Annotated in this window: 19 protein-coding genes and 2 riboswitches; of the genes, 3 read left to right on the forward strand and 16 right to left on the reverse strand. The window is 34.9% G+C overall.

What is annotated here, in order from left to right; translation table 11 throughout:
* Nucleotides 1-135: 135 nt before the first annotated feature.
* The 11 genes from pdxA to F9279_RS08155 all read right to left on the reverse strand — a co-directional run bounded on the left by pdxA (nucleotide 136) and on the right by F9279_RS08155 (nucleotide 13,794).
* Nucleotides 136-1,131, reverse strand: coding sequence for a 4-hydroxythreonine-4-phosphate dehydrogenase PdxA (pdxA, locus tag F9279_RS08100; RefSeq protein ID WP_152112330.1), 996 nt, complete (start codon nucleotides 1,129-1,131; stop codon nucleotides 136-138).
* Nucleotides 1,131-2,423 (reverse strand): four-carbon acid sugar kinase family protein, encoded by a 1,293-nt coding sequence (locus tag F9279_RS08105; RefSeq protein WP_152112292.1) that lies wholly within the window; start codon nucleotides 2,421-2,423, stop codon nucleotides 1,131-1,133. Before F9279_RS08105 ends, pdxA begins: the two co-directional genes overlap by 1 nt.
* Before the next feature lie 95 nt (nucleotides 2,424-2,518).
* Nucleotides 2,519-3,487: a 2-keto-3-deoxygluconate permease gene (locus F9279_RS08110; protein ID WP_152112293.1), complete on the reverse strand. Its 969-nt coding sequence runs from the start codon at nucleotides 3,485-3,487 to the stop codon at nucleotides 2,519-2,521.
* 229 nt (nucleotides 3,488-3,716) lie between these two features.
* Nucleotides 3,717-5,402, reverse strand: coding sequence for a sigma-54-dependent transcriptional regulator (locus F9279_RS08115; protein ID WP_152112294.1), 1,686 nt, complete (start codon nucleotides 5,400-5,402; stop codon nucleotides 3,717-3,719).
* Nucleotides 5,403-5,577: 175 nt separating this feature from the next.
* A complete protein-coding gene (locus F9279_RS08120) occupies nucleotides 5,578-5,685 on the reverse strand; it encodes a methionine/alanine import family NSS transporter small subunit (protein WP_152112295.1) in 108 nt (35 codons plus the stop codon).
* A gap of 1 nt (nucleotide 5,686) precedes the next feature.
* Nucleotides 5,687-7,192, reverse strand: coding sequence for a sodium-dependent transporter (locus tag F9279_RS08125; RefSeq protein ID WP_152112296.1), 1,506 nt, complete (start codon nucleotides 7,190-7,192; stop codon nucleotides 5,687-5,689).
* A gap of 431 nt (nucleotides 7,193-7,623) precedes the next feature.
* Entirely contained in the window at nucleotides 7,624-9,135 is a 1,512-nt protein-coding gene (locus F9279_RS08135) for an alpha-glucosidase/alpha-galactosidase (RefSeq protein WP_152112297.1), read from the reverse strand.
* A gap of 108 nt (nucleotides 9,136-9,243) precedes the next feature.
* Complete coding sequence (locus F9279_RS08140; RefSeq protein ID WP_152112298.1) at nucleotides 9,244-10,134, reverse strand: helix-turn-helix domain-containing protein; 891 nt, start codon at nucleotides 10,132-10,134, stop codon at nucleotides 9,244-9,246.
* 105 nt (nucleotides 10,135-10,239) lie between these two features.
* Complete coding sequence (locus F9279_RS08145; protein WP_152112299.1) at nucleotides 10,240-11,058, reverse strand: YwqG family protein; 819 nt, start codon at nucleotides 11,056-11,058, stop codon at nucleotides 10,240-10,242.
* Nucleotides 11,059-11,207: 149 nt separating this feature from the next.
* The gene (locus F9279_RS08150) at nucleotides 11,208-12,548 is read right to left on the reverse strand and encodes an amino acid permease (RefSeq protein ID WP_152112300.1); all 1,341 of its coding nucleotides are present in this window, start codon (nucleotides 12,546-12,548) and stop codon (nucleotides 11,208-11,210) included.
* Nucleotides 12,549-12,702: 154 nt separating this feature from the next.
* Nucleotides 12,703-12,782: riboswitch (glycine riboswitch) on the reverse strand.
* A 160-nt stretch (nucleotides 12,783-12,942) separates the two neighbouring features.
* Entirely contained in the window at nucleotides 12,943-13,794 is an 852-nt protein-coding gene (locus F9279_RS08155; protein WP_152112301.1) for a hypothetical protein, read from the reverse strand.
* A gap of 621 nt (nucleotides 13,795-14,415) precedes the next feature.
* On the opposite strand from F9279_RS08155, the gene F9279_RS08160 reads away from it, so the two are divergent.
* Nucleotides 14,416-14,859, forward strand: coding sequence for a hypothetical protein (locus F9279_RS08160; protein ID WP_226793362.1), 444 nt, complete (start codon nucleotides 14,416-14,418; stop codon nucleotides 14,857-14,859).
* A gap of 42 nt (nucleotides 14,860-14,901) precedes the next feature.
* On the opposite strand, the gene F9279_RS08165 is transcribed toward F9279_RS08160, so the two are convergent.
* The 3 genes from F9279_RS08165 to F9279_RS08175 all read right to left on the reverse strand — a co-directional run bounded on the left by F9279_RS08165 (nucleotide 14,902) and on the right by F9279_RS08175 (nucleotide 17,293).
* The gene (locus F9279_RS08165; RefSeq protein ID WP_152112331.1) at nucleotides 14,902-15,636 is read right to left on the reverse strand and encodes an amino acid ABC transporter ATP-binding protein; all 735 of its coding nucleotides are present in this window, start codon (nucleotides 15,634-15,636) and stop codon (nucleotides 14,902-14,904) included.
* A 23-nt stretch (nucleotides 15,637-15,659) separates the two neighbouring features.
* Nucleotides 15,660-16,394: an amino acid ABC transporter permease gene (locus F9279_RS08170; protein ID WP_152112303.1), complete on the reverse strand. Its 735-nt coding sequence runs from the start codon at nucleotides 16,392-16,394 to the stop codon at nucleotides 15,660-15,662.
* Nucleotides 16,395-16,456: 62 nt separating this feature from the next.
* Complete coding sequence (locus tag F9279_RS08175; protein WP_152112304.1) at nucleotides 16,457-17,293, reverse strand: transporter substrate-binding domain-containing protein; 837 nt, start codon at nucleotides 17,291-17,293, stop codon at nucleotides 16,457-16,459.
* A 107-nt stretch (nucleotides 17,294-17,400) separates the two neighbouring features.
* Nucleotides 17,401-17,580: riboswitch (Lysine riboswitch) on the reverse strand.
* 178 nt (nucleotides 17,581-17,758) lie between these two features.
* On the opposite strand from F9279_RS08175, the gene F9279_RS08180 reads away from it, so the two are divergent.
* On the forward strand, nucleotides 17,759-18,022 hold the full coding sequence (locus F9279_RS08180) for a type B 50S ribosomal protein L31 (protein ID WP_152112305.1): 264 nt from the start codon (nucleotides 17,759-17,761) through the stop codon (nucleotides 18,020-18,022).
* An 89-nt stretch (nucleotides 18,023-18,111) separates the two neighbouring features.
* Nucleotides 18,112-18,474 carry a hypothetical protein gene (locus tag F9279_RS08185; RefSeq protein ID WP_193224512.1) on the forward strand — a complete coding sequence of 121 codons (363 nt, stop codon included), beginning with the start codon at nucleotides 18,112-18,114 and terminating at the stop codon, nucleotides 18,472-18,474.
* Nucleotides 18,475-18,622: 148 nt separating this feature from the next.
* On the opposite strand, the gene F9279_RS08190 is transcribed toward F9279_RS08185, so the two are convergent.
* Both F9279_RS08190 and F9279_RS08195 read right to left on the reverse strand, forming a co-directional pair.
* On the reverse strand, nucleotides 18,623-19,501 hold the full coding sequence (locus F9279_RS08190) for a radical SAM/SPASM domain-containing protein (RefSeq protein ID WP_152112332.1): 879 nt from the start codon (nucleotides 19,499-19,501) through the stop codon (nucleotides 18,623-18,625).
* Between the two features lie 166 nt (nucleotides 19,502-19,667).
* Complete coding sequence (locus tag F9279_RS08195) at nucleotides 19,668-21,053, reverse strand: amino acid permease (protein WP_152112307.1); 1,386 nt, start codon at nucleotides 21,051-21,053, stop codon at nucleotides 19,668-19,670.
* Between the last annotated feature and the right edge of the window lie 178 nt (nucleotides 21,054-21,231).

Here is a 21,231-nt window from a genome sequence, read left to right on the forward strand (position 1 = left end):
TATTTAAGAGGGGAAATATGGAGCAAATAAAAAGAGAGACAGGTGTTTAAAACATCTGTCTCAGCTTGTTTACTATTCTTTTAGAAACTAATGATGAATTTATTTCTAGTGAGATTAAATACTCATTTGACTCAGCTATTTCTTCGGTGCCAATTCAATAGCTGAATGAATGGCAGCTAGCATGCTTTGTTCAGCGGCAATATTTTTCCCTGCAATATCAAAGGCTGTTCCGTGGTCAACAGATGTACGAATGATTCCACCCTTCAGTCCAACGGTGATGTTTACACCATCTTCAATCCCCATTACTTTAATCGGAGCATGACCTTGGTCGTGATAGCAAGCTACTACAATATCAAAGTCTCCTCTTCCTGCTCGAAAGAAAAGAGTATCAGCAGGTAGTGGTCCTGCTACATTGATTCCTTCCGCTTGTGCTTGTTCAATACCTGGCTGTAATTTTTCCTCTTCTTCCCCATAGCCGAATAAGCCATTTTCTCCTGCATGTGGATTTATTCCACAAACCGCGATGCGCGGGTTATCAAAACCTGCTCGTGAAAGTGTCTCATGAGCTAATTTAACCACTTTATAGGTTCTTTCTGGGTTGATGCTATTAATAGCATCAATTAAACCCATATGTGTTGTTAAGTGAATTACCTTTAAATTAGGTGTAGTTAGCATCATAGAAAAATCTTCTGTATCTGTTAGATCAGCCAAAATTTCTGTATGTCCTGGGTACATGTGACCGCCCTTATGCAAAGCCTCTTTATTCAAAGGTGCAGTACAAATAGAGTCGATTTTCCCATCCTTTGCAAGCTCAATAGATTTTGCAATAAATTGAAAGGCTGCATCTCCAGCAATTGACGAAACTTCTCCATAAGGTAAATCTATCGGTAAGAGGTCTAGGTCAATCACATCGATTGTTCCATATTCATATATACCATCTGCTGGATTATTAATTATGTTTATGTTCGCATTTGATTCAACTATAGGTTTTACACGTTCTAATATTTTTGCATCCCCAATAACAACAGGACGGCAAATTTGATATACCTCTTCATGCGCAAGGGCTTTGACAATAATTTCCGGCCCAATCCCCGCTGCATCTCCCATTGTAATTCCAATCACTGGTTTTATCATAATAGCTCCCCCTTTAGTTTATGAATGGCATTAATAAATACTTCTGGTGTTCCAAATCCACCAGCCTTTGTTATGACATACAAATTTTCATTTCCAAAAAACTTTGAAATAGGAACACCTATTTCCAATTCATCGAATAATTCAAAGCCTTTAACATCCCAATGATGGCATATTTGTTTTGCTGTGTCTCCACCTGTCATGGAAACACCTTTAAAGTAATCTTTTTCTAAAAGAACGGAGCATACAGAGCCAATAGCTTTTACAATTTCATTACTAATCTCTGTATGTGTTAAACCTTTAGCTTCTCCAATTTTCCAAGCTTTTTCAATATCACTAGCTTCTCCAGTTGAATAAATAACAACATCTAGCCCTTGTTCTGCCTTTTCCATTGCATGGTTATAGACTCTTCTAATTTCATTTGCACGTTCCTCATCATCTGAAACAGATTTATAGGATTCAAATGCAATGGGATATACATTTGTCTTTTCTAACAATAGCTTTAACTGTGCTCTTGAGTTTTTATTCACGCTTCCTACCACTGTAAGAATAGGACCAGCGTTTTTAGGAATAGCCAATTTATGCTTCTGTTCCGGTATATCATAGTAGGCTGGAAGATAATTTGCGATACCTGCTGAACCTACCCATGAGAATTGATAAGATAGCTGCTTGGTGACAGTTAGAATTTTCTCTAAATGCTTTTCCTCTGTTGAATCGACAATAATATAAGCAATATTTTGTTTATAATAATCATTTAACTTTTCTTGAATTCTTGTTACACCTTGCTCCAAATCATCAATTGTGATTGCTCCAATTTTCCTGTCTGTTTGTTTTTGGAGAAGTTCAGGTAAAAAGGAAATGGTAACAGGCGTCTTGGGATCTCTCGATATTTCCGTTTCAGCTAACGGAACTCCCTTTAAATAATGAGAAGAATGTAAGATTGTACGATTATTCTTTGGATATCCTGGTGCAATCATCATAAAGTCTGGTTTAACTACGTCATAGACTGCATCAATTTCTGCACCAATATTTCCTCGCATCGTAGAATCTATTTTCTTAAAAATATAGGGTATACCCGCTTCCTTTAAGAATATGGTAGCCTCTTTCACCTTTTGATAGGCTTCTTCTCGATTAATAGAACGACTGTCTGTATCAAAAATAATTGCTTCATAATTATAAATAGACTCTTTATCTATATCAAATAATACGGAGGTTTTTAGACCATGTTGTGCTAGTTGAACTCCGCTATCATTAGCACCCGTTAAATCGTCTGCAATGATTGCTAATTTCATTTTGTTATCCTCCCCATAATAAGCACCAAGGCGCCTGTTTAAGCAAATGGCGCCTTCTTTGCTTATTCTCTTTACTCATAATAGCCTGTAATGGATTATGATTGAACTAATTTGCTTTTTTTCTCTAATCGTTTTGCTAAGAATCCGATGGCAATTGGGAGCAGGATTGCAGTCGTTACAACACTTGCTGCAATTTGCACAGTTGCTATATCTGCAAATTCTGCAAAAGATGCATTTGCAGCCACAATTGCTGCTGGGGTTGCTACAGCATTACCTGCCGTTGTACCTTCTGCTGCACCAACAAGTGGATTCCAGCCAATCCATTTAAATAATAAGTAGCCTGTTCCTCCCGTGAAAACAACTGTAATCACTCCTAACAAAATACCAGCTAACCCACCATCAATAATAGCGGAGAAGTTAATTCCCATACCTAATGCGAAAGCAAAGAATGGAATAAGCATATCGCTACCTTTTGTTAAGAATGCCTTTAACTCTGAATCTAAGTTACCTAAAACCATACCGATTACGATAGGTAGAAGTACTGCAATGAAGGATTGAGCTGAAAACATACCATCTACAAATCCCATTGTTCCAAAAATGGATAGTGCCACCATTGTTAAGAATGGTCCATCATTTAAAGCTAATAGAGAATATGCTGCTTTATCATCTTCTTTTCCATATTGACCTACAATTGCCATATACATGCCACCATTACTATTTGTCATAGCTGCAATAATAGCAAGTGGTGCCATTCCTATGAATAAACCATTACTATCTGCTAACAAATAAGCAATTAAACCAACAGCAGCTCCTACTACCCATTTTAATGCTAGTAGTGATGCCCCTTTACCAAGTGATACACCTACATTTTTTACACTAATTTGTGAACCTGCAATGAATAGAAAGAGAGCAATTAACGTATTGGCACCGGTTACAAATAAGGATTCAGTAAATCCTCCAATTCTTAATGCATCTGGGAAAAATGTATTAATTGTCGCTGCTAATAGCAATGGAACAACCATCATTCCACCAGGAATTTTATCTAAAGTTGCTTTAATTCTCATTTTGTTTTCCCCCTTAGGATTGTATAAAAAAGTAACATGTTTTCTAAAGTAAACCGTTTACATTTATTATATTAAAATAAACCGTTTACAAAAGCAACACTTTTCCTAAAAAAAAATTAGAATTAATAAAAAATCGTTTAATTATGCAACACTTCATTCATTCCTATCATTATGAATTAATCTAAGTCTAGTTTAGCTTACCCTTAAAAAAATGGCGTAAGCTTAAAGATTAATCTTTAAGCTTACGCCATAAGGTTGCACGATTGATACCCAACCGTTCTGCTGCTTTTGTTTGATTATTATTTTCTTCCTTTAATACTAGTTTAATGATTTCCTTTTCCATATCTTTAAGAGTACCTTTTTGAAAAATCTCAATAGATGGAAATTGTTCGTTTGTGATAGTTTTTTCAATTGTTTCCTTTTGAATAACATACTCCTTTGAATTCAGGGCAACTTGCTTGATTAGATTTTTCAAGTCATCAATCTGATTTGGATAAGTATAATTCTCTAAAAATTGAAATGCTTCATTGCTAATTTTCACAGCAGTTGTTCCATATTTCTGATTGTAGTAGCCAAGGAAATATTGGGCTAATGTTCGAATATCTTCGGTTCTTTCCAACAGATTTGGCATAATAATTTTTGTAAGCTTTAATCCTGGAATAAGTTCAGGGACAAACCCATTTTCAGAAAGTATGAATAAGCGAACCTGATGTTTTTGACATTCTTTTAAAAAGAGAGAGAACCTATCCTGATCTTTCACAAATTCTGTATTTAACAACTTAATTGTCTGTATTCTTTGTAGTGGCAAACTATCCAAATACTCTAGCTCAAACTCCTTGAAGTTAATAGTTACAAGCAAGCCGCCAGTTGTATATTTTTGATGAATATGATGAGCAATAAAGGCCTTACTAGTTCCTTTTTTTCCTTCTAAAAGAATGATCTGATTACTTCTATATAATGTTTCTATATGCTTAAGTATTTTTTTAATCGCATCAGACGTGTCCGCAATTGGTTCACTTAATGCTTCTGTCTCTATACTAAGCCCTTGTTGCTCATTAAAAGGCGATGTATTTTTTTCCATCACAATAAACTTATAAGACTGTTCGTCTAATTGAATACAATGGCCAATTACATTTAACATCTGATCATTGTAAATAAAATTTTTAATCGTCTTATCTTGGTTCATTTCTAGATTTGTGTTTACTATATATAAATGTTCTTCTGTCAAAGGATTAGACGGTATATCTTCCCAGTGCTCATAAATAATTTTATTTTGTCCATCTATCACCATTATATTTTGATTATCTTTGACAATAAATTGCTCTAAAACCTTCACAAGATTATTTTTTTCTTTCATATAACGAAAAAGATTTTCAGCATCTTCGAGGGAAGCCATAATGGATTCTTTACCTGATTGAATTAAAAAACCCTTAAGACCATAAACTATTGATGTTCTTAGTGTAATCACATCTCCCACAATTTGCTCATAACCAGCTTTTTGCAACTCTAAAATTAATGGAGCTACCTCTTGTTGGTCGGATATAGTGAATACCTGTAAAGGAAGCTCTAATAAATCTATAATAGCTTGAGCTCCTGAGGTAATATTTGAGAAACCTACAATTGCTGTCTTTTTCTCCAAATTAGTTGCCAAAGAAAGCGACCGAATCATATCATATCCAGAAAGATGCATATCCAAAACAGGGATACGAACATTCTTCTTCATTAATTGAGCTGTACCACCCCTGCTTATAAGAATATCTATTCCATTTCTCTCTGCTTCAATAGCCTTCTTAACTCCTTCCTCTAAATCTCCCTGTGAATAGCTAATATCTAGTTTAGGAAATAGAGGAATGCATTCCTGAATAACAGGAATCATTGCTTCGTATGGAACAACAATATGTATCTTTATCTTCATTTGAATTCCTGCCTTTTACATTTGACCAGTGTATTATTCCTATATTTTAACATAAAATAGAATAGAAATCGTTGAATAAAATGTTTACAGGTTGTTAACAAAAACCAAGGGAGAGTTATTCTCTTTTATACAAAAAAAGGATTGAGCACTCCTAGTTGCCCAACCCTTTTCCTTATTATTTAGCTTTCCTAGAAACTCTCACTACATTAAAGATACTTGCTGCTAAGCCACCCCAAAGAATAACCATTCCAGCAACCATCATTGTTATCGCACTTGCTGACATGTTAAGAAACCTCTCTTTCGTTTTCTAAAGCTGCATTTGATTTCCATTTCTTCAAGGATAGAAGAACACCAATAATGATACTTGCTATTACTACAAGAATACCTGCAAAGAAGATTAATTTAGTCGGATAGCCCCCATAATTCTCCTCTATATTTTGACGAATGTTATCAAACATCATATAACCAAGTACGATTGGTGTTACAACACTTAAGCAGAATCTCCACCAAGCACCAATACGTATATCAGAAAGTTCGTTTGTATGTGACTGCAAGCCTTTTAAGCCTTTAAAGAACCAAGCAATTAGGATAACCTCAACTAGCCCTGCTGTAACGATTCCAAAGTTATTAATGAAATAATCGACAACATCTAGTATATATAGTCCGCCATTAGTTGCGTATATTAAGGAAACTGCTGTTGCCACTAAACCGCTCGTTAATACTGCTTTCGTTCTTGATACATTAAACTTATCTTGAATACCAGAAATAAATGTCTCTACAATAGAAATAAGAGATGTCATACCTGCAAACACAAGAGAAAGGAAGAATAGTACACCAAACAGTCCATTTAATCCTGGGAATTCATTGATGATACTAGGGAAAACAACAAATGCCAGTCCAATTCCACCTGAGACTACATCTTCTACAGCAACTCCCTGTTGATTTGCCATAAATCCTAGAGCTGCAAAAACTCCAATACCTGCTAATAACTCAAATCCTGAGTTAGAAAATGCTGTGATAAATGCATTGTTATTGATATCTGATTTTTTTGGTAGATAGCTAGAATAAGTGATCATAATCGCAAATCCAATGGATAAAGAGAAGAAAATCTGACCATATGCAGCAATCCATACTTTTCCATCAAAAAGCATATCCCAGTTTGGCTTGAAGAAAGCATCTAATCCTGTTGCTGCTCCATCAAGTGTTAAAGCACGAATCACAATTGCTAAAAACATAACTATAAGTACTGGTAGAAAAATTTTATTCAATTTTTCAATACCTTTAGCAACTCCGCGATATAAAACAAATAAAGTAACGACCCATACAAAAAGTAGTGGAATAATAATGCCAGGTACTAATCCACCAATTGTTCCAGGTGTATCAGCTATTTTTAGAACATCATTATTAAAGAAACTGCCAGGGTCTGTTCCCCACTTAGTACCGAATGAATAGATTGTATATTTAATAGCCCATGCAACAATAACGGAATAATAAGTACAAATAACAAATGCTATTAATAATTGCCACCAACCAAGCCATTCTGCTTTCTTATTTAGACGGAATAAGGAAAGTGGTGCTGAACCACGAAATTTCTGTCCAATTGTGAATTCTAAGATCAGTATTGGAATACCTGCTGTTAAGATAGCAAATAAATATGGTAGGAAAAATGCTCCTCCTCCATTTTCATAAGCAACTGCTGGAAATCTCCAAATATTTCCTAAACCAATTGCCGATCCAACAGCTGCTAATATAAAACCATACCTGGACCCCCACTGTTGTCGCTGTTCCATAAGTTAAACCTCCAATAAACTTTCTTTTATAAAAATTCAGATAAATATAAATATTGCTTACTTACTATATCGGTTATTTTTTTAGATGTCAAACTACTTTTTCTCTTTTTTTATTGTAAATTCAAATTTCTTTATATGAAAATAGTATTTCATTCTACTCTATTGTGTTTCTATTATACTTTTTGTTGTTTCTATAACACCTATTTCTATACTTAAACTTTTTTACTATATTGAATAATGTTAAAAAGAAAAAGAGCGTCATCTATATGATGTACGCCCTTTTTAAACAATTGGCAAATATATTTTTACCCCTTCATCCCAGTTATAGAAATTCCTTCTATAATATGACGCTGTGCCACAATATAAACAATTAATACAGGGATAACAGAGATAACAGTACCAGTCGGCTGTATATAATCTTTTAAATAATATTAACTATTTAATTGGCTCGCAGGGCGCTCTTTTGCTTTATCTGCTTCTCCCGCATTTTTATTCGCAGCATCCCGGTCTCTTTCCATTTCTTCTACCGTTTTCACTTCTAACCTTGCAGCACCTCGATAATCTTTGGTCGGAAGTAGTGTACCTGTTTGAAGCCTAACCTTAGCCTCAGCAATAGCATCTGTATATTGAGGTAACCATTCTTCTAACCCTACTAATAATTCATCTACCATTTGCCAGATTTCCTTTGGGTTACAAACAGCACCAACAAGTGGATCCATCATCATGGCTTGACGTAATAATTGATCGTCACCCGTTATGGCTGCTTCCACCGCCAAGCGTTGTACAGAAATACTCACATTACACACTGCAGCACACCCAAGTGGTAAGTTACCTACTACCGGCATATTAATGCCATTTCTATCTACATACCCTGGAGCTTCAATAACAGCATCATCTGGTAGATTAGTAATAACACCATTATTCACAACATTAAAATGGCCTCTATAAACTCTACCTGTTTCAAGCGCTTCCAAAATATAAGAGCCATGCTCTTCACTTCTATTCTCTTGCTTATATTCAAAGGCGGGGTCCTTCATCCAGTTTGGAAAATCCGTTTGAAACCATGTTCTCCCCTCTGTACAAACGCGTAAATACCCACCTGTTTCTCCATTAATCCATGATCCTAGATCAATCCATTCCTTAATTTCTTCTGGTCTTTTTCGGTACCAAGGAACATATTCACTCAAGTGTCCGTTAGACTCAGTACTGTAATATCCAAACCTCTTTAGCATATCAATCCTTACTTTTTCTGTTTTACTATATTCATGATGATTTTCAAATGCAGACAATAGTTCTCCAGTCATATCCCTGCCTTTGTATGCTACTTTGATATACCAGGTTTGATGATTGATACCTGCACAGATAATATCAATTTCTTCTTTCTCTTTCCCCAGAACTTCAGCAATTTGTCTGTGGCCACCCTGCACTCCATGGCATAATCCAATGGTTCTTACACCGCCATATGTATTACAAGCCCACGTTAGCATTGCCATTGGATTTGCATAGTTTAATAGCAGGCAGTCCTCTTTTGCTACCTCACGAATATCTTTGCAAATTTCTAACATTGTAGCAATTCCGCGCTGGCCATACATAATACCACCAGCACTTAATGTATCACCGACACATTGGTCTACGCCGTATTTCAATGGAATTTCAATATCCTTTTTGAACGCCTCTAGTCCACCAATTCGAACCACATTAAAAACATATTTAGCTCCCTCTAATGCTTCTCTTCGGTTGGTAGTAGAGTGAATGTTAATAGATAATCCATTTTCATCAATGTCGCGCTGACAAAGTTGTGTCACCATATCCAAGTTATCCTGACTAATATCCGTAAAAGAAACTTTCATATTTCTGAACTCGGGTACAGAAAGTAAATCTCGTAATAATCCTCTTGTAAAACCGATACTACCGGCACCAATAAATGTTACTTTGAACGTCATATTAACAACCTCCTTGTAACACTTATAGTAGCACCTTAATTTTGTAAGCGCTTTAAAAAATCTAATCTATTTTAGTTGTTTTTGTGTACTATTCTCACCTACTTCTCTCTATTTAGTCCACATTCCTTTTGCGTATGTACTTGCTCTTCTGAGTGCAGTAGGTGTTGTACCTGTGTACTTTTTAAATACTTTACTAAAGTATTGACTGCTGTTCATTCCAACAAAGCTTGATATTTTCGTAATAGGAATATCGGTTTGAGTAATGAGCATTTTTGCCTTCTCTATTCTTATTTTCGTTAAATAATCGATAATGGTACAACCCGTTGATTCTTTAAAGATGCGGTGTAGGTAGTTAGGATGGAGGTGAGTAATAGCAGATAGATGATCCATTTTTATTTCATAGTCATAGTTTTCATGAAGATATTCCATTACTTTTTTTAAGTAAATACCCGTTTGTTGATTGGAATCTTGTTTGGTTTCTAATAGATTTCTAGCAATAAGAACAAGTAGTTGCGAGATTAAAATATGAACCATTAAGTAATTATCCTTATCCTTATTCCATCGCTTGTCGAGCTCTAGCACTAAATTTCTCAAAGACTGAAATACTTCATTCCTATCTCTCAATAAATAGTAAGACTGCTTATTTGTAAGTAACTCATGTAGCTCTTCATTTTCCTGTGCAAGCTCATATAAAGTAGGAAATGTTCGTTGCATCTCTGTTAGAATAAACTCAATATTTAGCATTCTACAAGGTTGATCTTTGTTAACGATTAATTTGTGTGGTATTTGACTATCAATTAAGATAAACTGACTCTTCTTCAAGTTAAGCTTTTCTTTTTTTACTTCCACAAGACATTCACCTGATATTACATACATAATTTCAATAGCGGCATGTGAGTGAGATGGCATATGAAAACCGTTCCATTCTCTAAAGTAATAAGCAGTTACTTTTGGATATAGTCTACCGTCGCTGAAATGAGATAGGCTCCCTTTTCCCATAATTCATACCCCCTTATACATAGTGACTTCACAGGAAGACAGATAATACACAAGCTACCTGTCTTCTAATACAACATATCAACTGTCTATACATTAAAATTCCTTCTAACAGCAGTCCCATGTATACATGACATTTGAAAAATCTAACTTTCTCAGATTTTCTCTTGTAATGAAGAAATTTGCAATCCCACAATCTCCCCACATAATTCCATTGTCAGAGTCGCTGTCTATTTGAAGGAGGATCGTATCATGATTTTCATAGCTCTTATCATATTCTCTAGGATCACTCTGCGTAAAATAGGGATACCCACCCATCTTATGCCCTTCACCTAAAAATGTATCAGAATATAGCTCCCACAATTCATATTCCCTTTCGCCATCTTTTATCATGACAGATAAATCAACTGTTTCACCTAATAGTTCTCCATTTTTGTAATCATTAACGGTGACAGGCTCATATTCAAGATGAAAGGCCAGGGACAATTCTTCTTGTATAGGAAAATAAGATATGTCTAGGTCATCCATGTAAGAAAAGTCTGTTACTAATAAGGATTCATCTTTTTCTACAATAGCGTGATAAATTACCTTGAAATTAGCCTGATTTGTTAGATTATCAAAGTCTAATCCCATTACATCATCTTCAGCAGATATATAAAATTGTATAATACCTTGCTGTGGCATGTGTTCTAGCTGAGGTATCTCTGCAAAATTTAACTGTGCTAATAATTTCATTGGTTTGTTATCAGTATCTCTTGGAGCAGGCATCGTTTTGGGCATATAGGGATTACCTGCGAATTTACTTTGGTGTAGAGCTGTTTTTTCCTTTTTAACAGAGACTCTCACTACTGGTTTTAAGGTAGTTTCAATTGCTTCTCTGTAACTCTCTAATTCCTTTGGTAAAGTTAATGCTGGGGTATTTCCCATTTAATCGCCACCTTGTTTGAAATTTAACCTATAAGGATATTTCTAGCTTTCTAGTAAGTTATCCTTTAGTAAAAAAGGTCTATTCTTATATATTAAAAAGCAAGCACATCATCATTTCGATGAAAGCTTGCTTTTTGTCATCACACAAATCAAGATGGTCTTTTTCTTTTATAAAAAGCGAAAAGTAGAATAAACCACAATGGTGTTAAAAGAAGTGCAGGGCGAGTTGCATCCGCAATAAGCATTATAATAAGAATAAAAGCAAATAACGTTAATACTGCATAGTTCATAAACGGAGTCAAAGGTGCCTTAAAGTTAGATTTAGCCTGTAAATTCGGTTGTGTTTTCTTATATTTGATATGACTAATAAGAATAACACCCCAAACCCATATAAAGCAGATGGCACTAACGGTTGTAACAATACTAAAGGCTTGTTCAGGAATCAGTTTACTTAAAAGAGCTCCTACTGAAACGACAATCGTTGATACAAAGAGAGCATTACTCGGCACCGCGTTTTTATTTAATTTTCTTAGACTATCTGGTGCTTGTTTATTATTACTTAAATTAAAGAGAATTCGACTTGTTGAAAACATTCCACTGTTACATGCTGATGCGGCTGAAGTTAAAACTACAAAATTTATAATACCCGCAGCAAGTGGAATACCTACCAAACTAAACGTTCTTACAAATGGACTTTCTGTTGCACTTAGATCTGTCCATGGATTAATACTTAACAAAATGATTAGTGCTCCAACATAGAAAAATAGGATCCTTAATGGAATCTTATTAATAGCAGAGGGAATATTCTTTTGTGGATTAGATGTTTCAGCAGCCGAAACACCAATTAATTCTACTCCTACATAAGCAAATATAACCATTTGGAAAGAAAGCAAGAAACCAGATATTCCATTTGGGAATAGTCCACCATGTATCCATAAATTACTAAGAGCTACGGGACCAGCATCTGTATTGTAGCCTATTACTAGTAATATTACCCCTAACACTATTAGAGCAAGTATGGTGATTACTTTAATTAAAGCAAACCAAAACTCAAGCTCTCCAAAGAGTTTTACAGTTAATAGATTCAATCCTAATAAGATAATTAAACAAATAATAGCAGGAATCCACTGAGGTATATTAAACCAATATTGGACATACACTCCAACAGCTATAACATCTGCCATAGCAGTCATAATCCAACAGAACCAATATGTCCATCCAGTGATAAATGCTACCCTAGGTCCTAAATAATCCTCAGCAATATCTGTAAATGACTGATAACCTGCTTTAGATAGCATTAATTCTCCTAGTGATCGCATAACAAAGAACAAAGCAATTCCCACTATTAAGTAAGCAAGAATAATAGATGGACCTGCAAGCTGTATTGCTTTTCCTGATCCTAGGAACAAACCAGTACCAATTGTACCCCCAATAGCAATTAGTTGGACATGACGATTAGATAGATCCCTTTTTAACTCCTGTTTTGCCATAACTACTCCTCCTACAAATCTTGATGCAATATACATGTGCTGAATAAAAAAGAGAGATTGGCAATTTTCACCAATCTCTCTCGTTCGTTCATAAGAAGAATAAAATACTATATTTAGGCGCATAAAAGGCATATACACATACTAAATAAAAATTTGATACTCTTCTGTCCTTTTGCCTGAGATTGTGAACCCTTCGGCGCCGTGAATTCCCACGGTCTCTCCAGAAGCTGCTCCTGCTATAGTGTGATCCATAGCAATCATAGCTTTCTAGTTATTAAGTTTTAAATATTGTTTTATTTTAGTAGGAGTAAGATAGTTTGTCAATAAGAGCATTATAACTTTTATTGATCCATTCGTGTTTTCATAAACATGAATAATTAGCCTACCTAGCTATTTATGGAACCATTACTGATTGATTATCAATTTCGATTGTTTTTATATTGTTTTTATCTAAGAAAATTCTATCTCCATCTTGGTCTAAACTATATTGGAATTTAAAACCAAGATCGGTTGTACTTGTGGAGCTTAAACTTAACTCAATCACTTTATCATCTTTTGTAATTACCTTCACTTTAGGATTTTTCTTTGGTAAATATTCTGTATTTCCATCTAAGCGTTTACCTTCAATTCCAATCCCAATAGTAGATACATATACCTGCTTAAGTGCTAGTTCTTCCTTTTGATTTGAAATTGTTAGATCAACATTTATATTCTTAGCGTTCTCTTGAGCTATGAATTTATTTGTAAATGGACCTTTGGCAATTGTTTCGTTTGTTTTCTCTTCTACAATAGCATCCGCCTTAACTGTAACCTTCTCTCCATCCAAGCTGATTGTTGTATCAACATCAAACATAGCAATTAGCTTCTTACCATCTTCTGCTACTCGTTGTTCAACCATATAGCTAACATCTTTTTTTGTCTCTACTTCCAAATTTAGAATGAAAGCATCCTTTGGAAACGTACTTCCATCTGCTTTCTCGAAGGAAACAATGATAATAGAGCTCTTTCCACCACTGATGCTATCTTCTATTTTCATTTTTATGCCCGATTGAATAGCTACTTGATTATTTGTTGTGTTATTGGCTAAACTGCTAGCTCCTTTGTTATTAAAAAACATCGAGATATAGTCTGTGTTTTGCGCTGCTAAAACGCTAGTAGAAGTACCAATTACTAGCAAGGCTGCTGCAACCACCAATCCTTTTTTCATATTTCCAGATAATTTTTTTCCTTCTTTTTTAAAATACATATCCATTTCCACCCTTTCAATTCTTTCTTTTAAAATAATACATAGATATAGAATTTGTTCTAATTATCCCTCCTCTGTTAAAGTCTCTTAAGCAAATATAATGATCTTGTTACCTTCTCTATTTGCTTAATCTACGCTCCAATTTTATCCATATATTTTAAAGATTTTTTAAAGAAAGATATAACCTTCTCTAAATTTAAGGGAAAGTTCTTCTAAAATATGCTCCTTGATTCAACTATAAATACCATATACCACCAAAGTTTGAATATCATACAAATACCACCTAAGATTCTAATCTTAGGTGGTATTTGTTATTTTCCCTCGCGAAAATGACTAGTAACAAAAGCGATATGGTCAGTCAGAGACACGTAAAGTAATCCATGACTTGACTTCCATTCCATATTCTTTCATTGCATACTAATAATTTATTTTACAAGGTTAAAATGTGTATCTTCTAATTCACTTGCTAATTATAATAAAGTTATGGTTGGTATAATGCCTATTTGCGGATTTAGTTTAGTAGAAGGGCTTATGGACTGTATACTTGCCGGCTTTCTTCGACCAACAAAATCTCATCTTCAGGCACCCAAAAGCTACGTGTGGTCGAGTTACTATATGTGGTTGAAAGATAAAAATCTAATTCTATATTCTGTACAGCAGGGTGTGCAAAGGTCTATAACCCTGTCGTTTACCAACCAAGTGATTCAAGAGCTTGGTGCTACCAATATGGTCATTGGCTATTCCTCCATCATTTATATGCTTTCTGCTGTTTCCTTTGCTAAGCTTGCCTCCACTAAATTCCTTGAGCTGCTTACTAAGAAGCAATGGATTTATATAAGTTTTTTATTATTAGGTATCTATTGCTTATGTGTACCTCTCATGAATTCTATTATTCTCATTTGTCTTTTACAATTAATTCCTGGGATAGGCACTGGTATACTTTTCTCGCTTCTTACCACTGAAGCAATGCAATCTATTCCGCAACAAAAGCGCTCTACTGCATGGGCTTCTTTCTTATCCTCTCATAAGGAAAAGAAAAGCTTATTTAAGAAGAAGGCTTCTTAATACGAAATAAAGACCTTCTACCATTCAGAAGGTCTTTATTTTCTATTTTAATGTACGTTTCAAGAATTCTTTTGTACGTTCTTGTTTAGGGTTATGGAAGATTTCGTCTGGGCTACCTTCTTCGGCAATAACTCCCTTATCCATGAATACGACTTTATCTGAAACCTCTTTAGCAAATTCCATTTCATGTGTAACAATGATCATAGTTAGACCTGAATGTGCAAGGTCTTTCATGACTTTTAATACTTCTCCTACCATTTCAGGATCAAGTGCTGATGTAGGTTCATCAAATAACATCACATCTGGTTCCATGGAAAGAGCTCTAGCAATGGCTACGCGCTGCTTCTGACCACCAGATAGTTGCTTTGGCTTAGCATTGATATACTTATCCATTCCTACAACTTTTAAGTATTTCATTGCTACTTCCTCTGATTCAGACTTTGAGCGCTTTAGTACCTTAACTTGCCCTACTATACAGTTGTTCAGCACATTATGGTTATTGAATAAGTTAAATTGTTGGAAAACCATACCGAGATGCTTTCGGTAGTTCGCTACATCTAACTTTTCATCTACTATATTCTCACCATGATAAAGAATTTGTCCGCCGCTTGGTTTTTCTAAAAGATTTATGCATCGAAGAAGAGTTGATTTACCGGATCCAGAAGAACCAATGATAGACACAACTTCTCCTTTATTTACGGAAAAATTAATGTCTTTTAAAACTTCATTAGCTCCATAAGATTTGTTGAGATGCCTGATATCAATGATTGTTTCCATACTCTCTTCACCTTCTCCCATTATTATTTGCCTCTTACTTTTTCATTTTCAACTAGTGTAAAACTGTCAGAGCCATCTAATTTTTTTTCTAAATATAGAAGTACTCTTGTTACAAGGAAAGTCATCACGAAGTAAATCATACATGCTACAAAGAAGGATTCGAAATATCTAAAGTTATTACCTGAAATCGATTTTGTAACAAAGTATAATTCTGTAACAGAGATAACATTTAATACAGACGTATCTTTGATATTTATAACAAATTGGTTACCTGTTGCAGGTAATATGTTTCGAATAACCTGTGGAAGCACTACATTCCACATGGTTTGTAGATGGTTCATTCCTATTGCATGAGCCGCTTCAAATTGTCCTTTATCAATGGATACAACACCACCGCGAACAATTTCCGCCATATATGCTCCAGTATTAATAGATACTACAATGATTGCTGCAGTAAATACATTCATGTTTATACCAAATGCTAGCGCAGAACCATAATAAATAACCATTGCTTGAACAATCATTGGAGTTCCACGGAAGAATTCAATATAGATAGATAGAATAATATTCACTACTTTAAGTGTTACTTTTTTTGCGCCTCGTTCTGGTTCAGGTATGGTACGAACTACTCCAGCAATTAAACCAATAATTGCACCTAAAACAGTCCCAATTAGAGCAATTAGTAGTGTTAATCCAGCACCACGAAGAAACATTGGCCAGTTTTCTGAAATTATTTTAATGATCCACTCAAGACTCATTCTTTCTCCTCACTTACCGTATAAAACCGACTGTATATAGAATACAGCCGGCTCACTGATTTTTATTCTGCTGCTGGTTGGTTATTTATGGCATTATCCATAATGCTTGTACGATCTTCTTCTGAAATATCTGCTAAGATCTTATTAATTTTTTCCGTTAAATCACTATCTTTTTGTAGACCAACAGCAATTGCTGTGTCATCTTCTGATGTTTCAAATCCTTCTTTAAACTCCACCATTGCATAATTATCATTTGCAGCTGAAGCACTTACTCCTTCAGGACGTTCTGACACATATCCATCGATAATTCCTGATTCAAGAGCAACTCTCATAGCAGGGAAGTTATCCATTGCCGTTTTTTTATCGACACCTTCGATTTGGTCAATTACTGAGTAATGGAAGGTATTTAACTGAGCTGTAATTTTCGCTCCTTTAAAGTCTTGAATAGAAGTAGCATTTTCAAATTCACTACCTTTTTTTACAACCATAACTAGATTCGAGTTATAGTAGTTATCTGTAAAATCAATTGTTTCTTTTCTTTCAGCAGTTGGTGACATACCTGCAATGATTGCATCGATTTTGCCTGAAGTTAAAGATGGTACTAATCCATCCCACTCTGTTTTTACAATTACTAATTTCTTCCCTAAGCCTTCTGCTACTTTCTTCGCAATTTCCACATCATATCCGCCAGCATATTCTGCAGAGCCGTCAATTTTAACAGCCCCGTTTGAATCATCATTCTGCGTCCAGTTGAATGGAGCATATCCTGCTTCAAGACCTACTTTGAATGTATCATCATCTGAAGAGCTAGAAGCTGATTTACTACTTGAACCACAACCTGCTAAAAGAAGCATCGTTAATCCTAATAAAATCATAAATAATGATTTTTTATTTCTCATTTTAATTTCCCCCTATTATTCTATTATTTTACTAAAACAAAAAACGACCTGAGTAAACTCAAGGTCGTTGTGTATGCGATAGCCTTAAAGTCCTCTCTTTTTATCCCAAATGAGATAGCACAACTCAATAAACAATCGTTTATCGAGACAGTCCTGCAGTTCTTAACTACAGACCCAGCATGTAAGATGGAGAATCCCACACACTTCGGCGACATTTCCTTCTCTCTAGTATCATTGCTCCTCCAGCTCCACTAAAGACTGTTAAATATCGCGCCTCTACCCCACCATAAAAAGTGAGGTCTTATTTAATTATTAATTAATAGTATCGTATTTTATTGAGTTTCGTCAATACGAATTTATTATTTGTCACTTTTTGTCTTTATCTATCCAAAAAATACACAACACTTGCAAAACGTAATGATTTCGATTATCATGAAAGCAATAATAATTTATGAGGTGAAAAGCATGAAACCAAATATACATCCAAACTATGAAAAAGTAGTATTTATGGATACAAACAGTGGCTTTAAATTTCTCACTGGCTCAACAAAGAAAGCAAATGAAACCATTACTTGGGAGGACGGTAATACTTATCCACTTATTAAAATAGAGATCAGCTCTGATACTCACCCATTCTATACTGGGAAACAAAAATTCGCTGATAAAGGTGGAAGAGTCGATCGATTCCTTCAAAAATATAATATGAAAGATAAAAAGGAAGATAATTAATACTTTACTTTTAGCTTTTACTCCATAAAATGTCATAATGACGCTTTATGGAGTAATTTAACTTAAAAAGAGAGAGGGTGATTTGCGTGGTGAAAGAGAAGGTAATGGAAATCTTTGTGAGAGACATTGTGAAGAATCTGCCAAGGAAAAAGAAGAAAATATATCAGTTTATTGTAGATATAGAAGAAGATCTTGCTAAACAATCTAAAACGAAAAAAGAGTTTATGACTTTACTTCGCACACAATTACCACATCAACAAGCTGCCTCTCACTTTGATTTGTCACTTCAAGAAGTAGTAACTATCATGGAAGAAGCAGAGGATATCATTAGTAGAATACTTGATAGTAAAATAAAAAAGTATAAATGGATGGACTATACAGAAATGGTAAGTGAAGAACAGGTGGATGCAAAGAAAGAAAAGAATACGCAATATTTTCTTTGCCTCAATTAACGGTTCCCCCCTTTTGTTCACGTCTTATTTTACAACTACCTAAGACTTGACTCATTCTCATAGGTCCATTCAGATTTCTTATCCTCTTTCTTCATAGAAAGCAAAAAAAGCGACAAAGAAGTACTTCCTTCTTTGTCGCTTCTTAACCCTATTTTCCAAATCTTTGACGATAGCCACATTTTCTACAAAGCTCTTCTACCGCTACCCTTTGGGAGAACCCATCTACCAGATTTTTCGCTCTATCACCCTCGATAATATCAGAAAAAGAGTTGTCATTAATATTTCCTAGATTAATTACTCCTTCTCCATCTAGACAACAAGGAATAACCGTACCATTTGCTAGGATACCTGCTTGTGTTCGCATACCATAGCAAAAGCCTTTTCCATCATCTTCTTCCTCATGTAATGCAGGCCATTTAAACTCATAATCTTGATTGATAAAAATACGTTCTGCTAATTTTACTCCGCTTCCTGGTGTAATTTTTTCCTCAATTTTAAAGTCCAGGTCAAACTCATTTTCAATGATTTCTAACAACTCTCGATTACGTTCTCTTTCCAAATTTGTCGCGTTATCTTGTGTAAGATTCCATAATCTTAGTGATACGATTAAATCAGATTGACTAGTTGCTTCTTTAATAAAAGAAAGAATACTTCTTACATATCCCTCTTTATCCTTTGACCCAATATGTCCATCAAAGCTATGAAGGGAAAAATTCATTTGCCTAAGCGCAGGTTTATTTAATAACTTTTCCCTCTTTTTATTGATTAGTGTTCCGTTCGTTGTAATATTTACTTTAAACCCTTTTTCATGGCTCATATCTAATAATTTGTCTATTTTAGGGTGAAGCAACGGCTCCCCCTTAACATGTAAATATATATAATCAGTATGTGGTTTAATTTGGTCTAATCGCTTCTCAAAATCTTCTAAAGAAATAAATTGCTTCTGTCTTTCCGTAGGCGGGCAAAAACTGCAAGCTAGATTACACACACTGGTAATCTCTAAGTAAAACTTTTTAAATTTCTTCACCATTTTTCCTCACTTCTTTTAATCCTTTAAGCAGGTTAAACTATTGTCTCTACCTATTACAGCATATTTATTCACAAATGGAAATATGGTTATTCAAGGAATTTACTGTTAATATGTTCTTTTTCATAAAAAAAGAGACCAATTATTAAACTGGTCCCAATCATTATTATTCTTTTGCACTCACACTAGAAGAATCTATAGAAGAACGTGAGCCTATTTTAAAAGCATAAAAGCTTATTGTTACAAGAGCTAGAAATAAAATACCTACAATCAATGACATACGTGTATCAACATTGATCCACATTCCGACTAATACCATTATTAAGAAGGCAATAGTTAGATAATTTGTCACAGGTGCAAATGGCATTTTTAATGGATGATTGGCCATTTCAGCAGCTCTTATTTTTCTAAAGCGGATTTGACTAATTAATATAACAAACCATGGTACCATACCAGGAAGCACACTTGCACTATAAACATGTACAAATATATCTTCTGGAGCCACATAACTTAAAACCACTCCAACTAAAAGGCCGATTAGCACACCAACTGTTCCGAATAACGGTACTCCATTATTGGATAACTTTAAAAAGAATTTCGGTGCTTGACCATTCATAGCTAGTGTATAAAGCATGCGCCCAGCACTATAAATACCACTGTTACAGCCTGACATAGCAGCTGTTATGACAACAAAGTTAATAATACCAGCAGCTGCAGTAATCCCCACTTTCGCAAAGGTTGCTACAAATGGGCTTCCTATTGATGTAAGTTGATCCCATGGATAAACTGCTACAATAATAAAAATGGCACCAATATAGAAGATTAAAATACGCCATATAATGCTTTGAATAGCTTTTGGTAATGTTTCCTGAGGATTTTTTGCTTCCCCAGCTGTAATCCCGATTAATTCAACCCCTTGATAGGCTGCAACTACTAACGATAGAGCGAAGAAAAATCCAGACCATCCACCAGCAAAGAAGCCGCCATGCTCCCATAGATTAGAGATACCTAGAGCATTTCCACCATTACCAAACCCAAATAAGATAAGTCCGATTCCTGCAATAATCATCAAAATGATGGTTACAATTTTAATCATGGCAAACCAAAATTCAAATTCTCCAAAGGATTTTACGGAAATCAAGTTAGCTAAACCAAGAATCACCATGGCGATAATACCAGGGATCCAAGTAGGTAGATCTGGGAACCAGTATTTCATATACGTTCCTACGGCGATTATTTCCGCCATCCCAACAATAATCCATTGAAACCAGTTACTCCATGCAGTCAAATAACCTGCTAAAGGATGAATATATTTATGTCCAAATGTCGCAAATGAACCTGTGCTTGGCTCCATATATAACATCTCGCCCATTGCGCGCATGATAAAAAAGATAAAAACCCCTGAGATTGCATAAGCGAGTAGTACAGATGGGCCAGTCCATTTTATGGTGCTTGCAGAGCCCATGAATAGACCAACACCAATTGTACCACCTAGTGCAATCATTTGGATGTGACGTGATTGTAGACTTCTGTTTAGTTCATTAGTTGTCATTTTTTGTTCCTCTCCTTGCATTTCAAAATACGTATATTCTTATAAACTAGTAAACTTTAAGTTTGGAATAAAGTGCTTTAATCTTAAGTCTTCTTTCGAACAAACTTAAACACCAATACTTATACGGAAGTTTCATTCACTCCAGAAAGACACTTGTATTCTCTAAAAAGACACTTCA

The organism is Bacillus sp. B1-b2, assembly GCF_009183415.1.
GTDB lineage: Bacteria > Bacillota > Bacilli > Bacillales > Cytobacillaceae > Niallia.

Coding starts and splice junctions, on each gene's coding strand:
- F9279_RS08115 (WP_152112294.1), bottom strand. CDS start 5,402: ATGAAGATAAAGATACATATTGTTGTTCCATACGAAGCAATGATTCCT.
- F9279_RS08120 (WP_152112295.1), bottom strand. CDS start 5,685: ATGTCAGCAAGTGCGATAACAATGATGGTTGCTGGAATGGTTATTCTT.
- F9279_RS08170 (WP_152112303.1), bottom strand. CDS start 16,394: ATGAGTCTTGAGTGGATCATTAAAATAATTTCAGAAAACTGGCCAATG.
- F9279_RS08140 (WP_152112298.1), bottom strand. CDS start 10,134: ATGGGAAAAGGGAGCCTATCTCATTTCAGCGACGGTAGACTATATCCA.
- F9279_RS08150 (WP_152112300.1), bottom strand. CDS start 12,548: ATGGCAAAACAGGAGTTAAAAAGGGATCTATCTAATCGTCATGTCCAA.
- F9279_RS08105 (WP_152112292.1), bottom strand. CDS start 2,423: ATGAAATTAGCAATCATTGCAGACGATTTAACGGGTGCTAATGATAGC.
- F9279_RS08125 (WP_152112296.1), bottom strand. CDS start 7,192: ATGGAACAGCGACAACAGTGGGGGTCCAGGTATGGTTTTATATTAGCA.
- F9279_RS08145 (WP_152112299.1), bottom strand. CDS start 11,058: ATGGGAAATACCCCAGCATTAACTTTACCAAAGGAATTAGAGAGTTAC.
- F9279_RS08180 (WP_152112305.1), top strand. CDS start 17,759: ATGAAACCAAATATACATCCAAACTATGAAAAAGTAGTATTTATGGAT.
- F9279_RS08165 (WP_152112331.1), bottom strand. CDS start 15,636: ATGGAAACAATCATTGATATCAGGCATCTCAACAAATCTTATGGAGCT.
- F9279_RS08135 (WP_152112297.1), bottom strand. CDS start 9,135: ATGACGTTCAAAGTAACATTTATTGGTGCCGGTAGTATCGGTTTTACA.
- F9279_RS08155 (WP_152112301.1), bottom strand. CDS start 13,794: ATGTATTTTAAAAAAGAAGGAAAAAAATTATCTGGAAATATGAAAAAA.
- F9279_RS08175 (WP_152112304.1), bottom strand. CDS start 17,293: ATGAGAAATAAAAAATCATTATTTATGATTTTATTAGGATTAACGATG.
- F9279_RS08195 (WP_152112307.1), bottom strand. CDS start 21,053: ATGACAACTAATGAACTAAACAGAAGTCTACAATCACGTCACATCCAA.
- F9279_RS08110 (WP_152112293.1), bottom strand. CDS start 3,487: ATGAGAATTAAAGCAACTTTAGATAAAATTCCTGGTGGAATGATGGTT.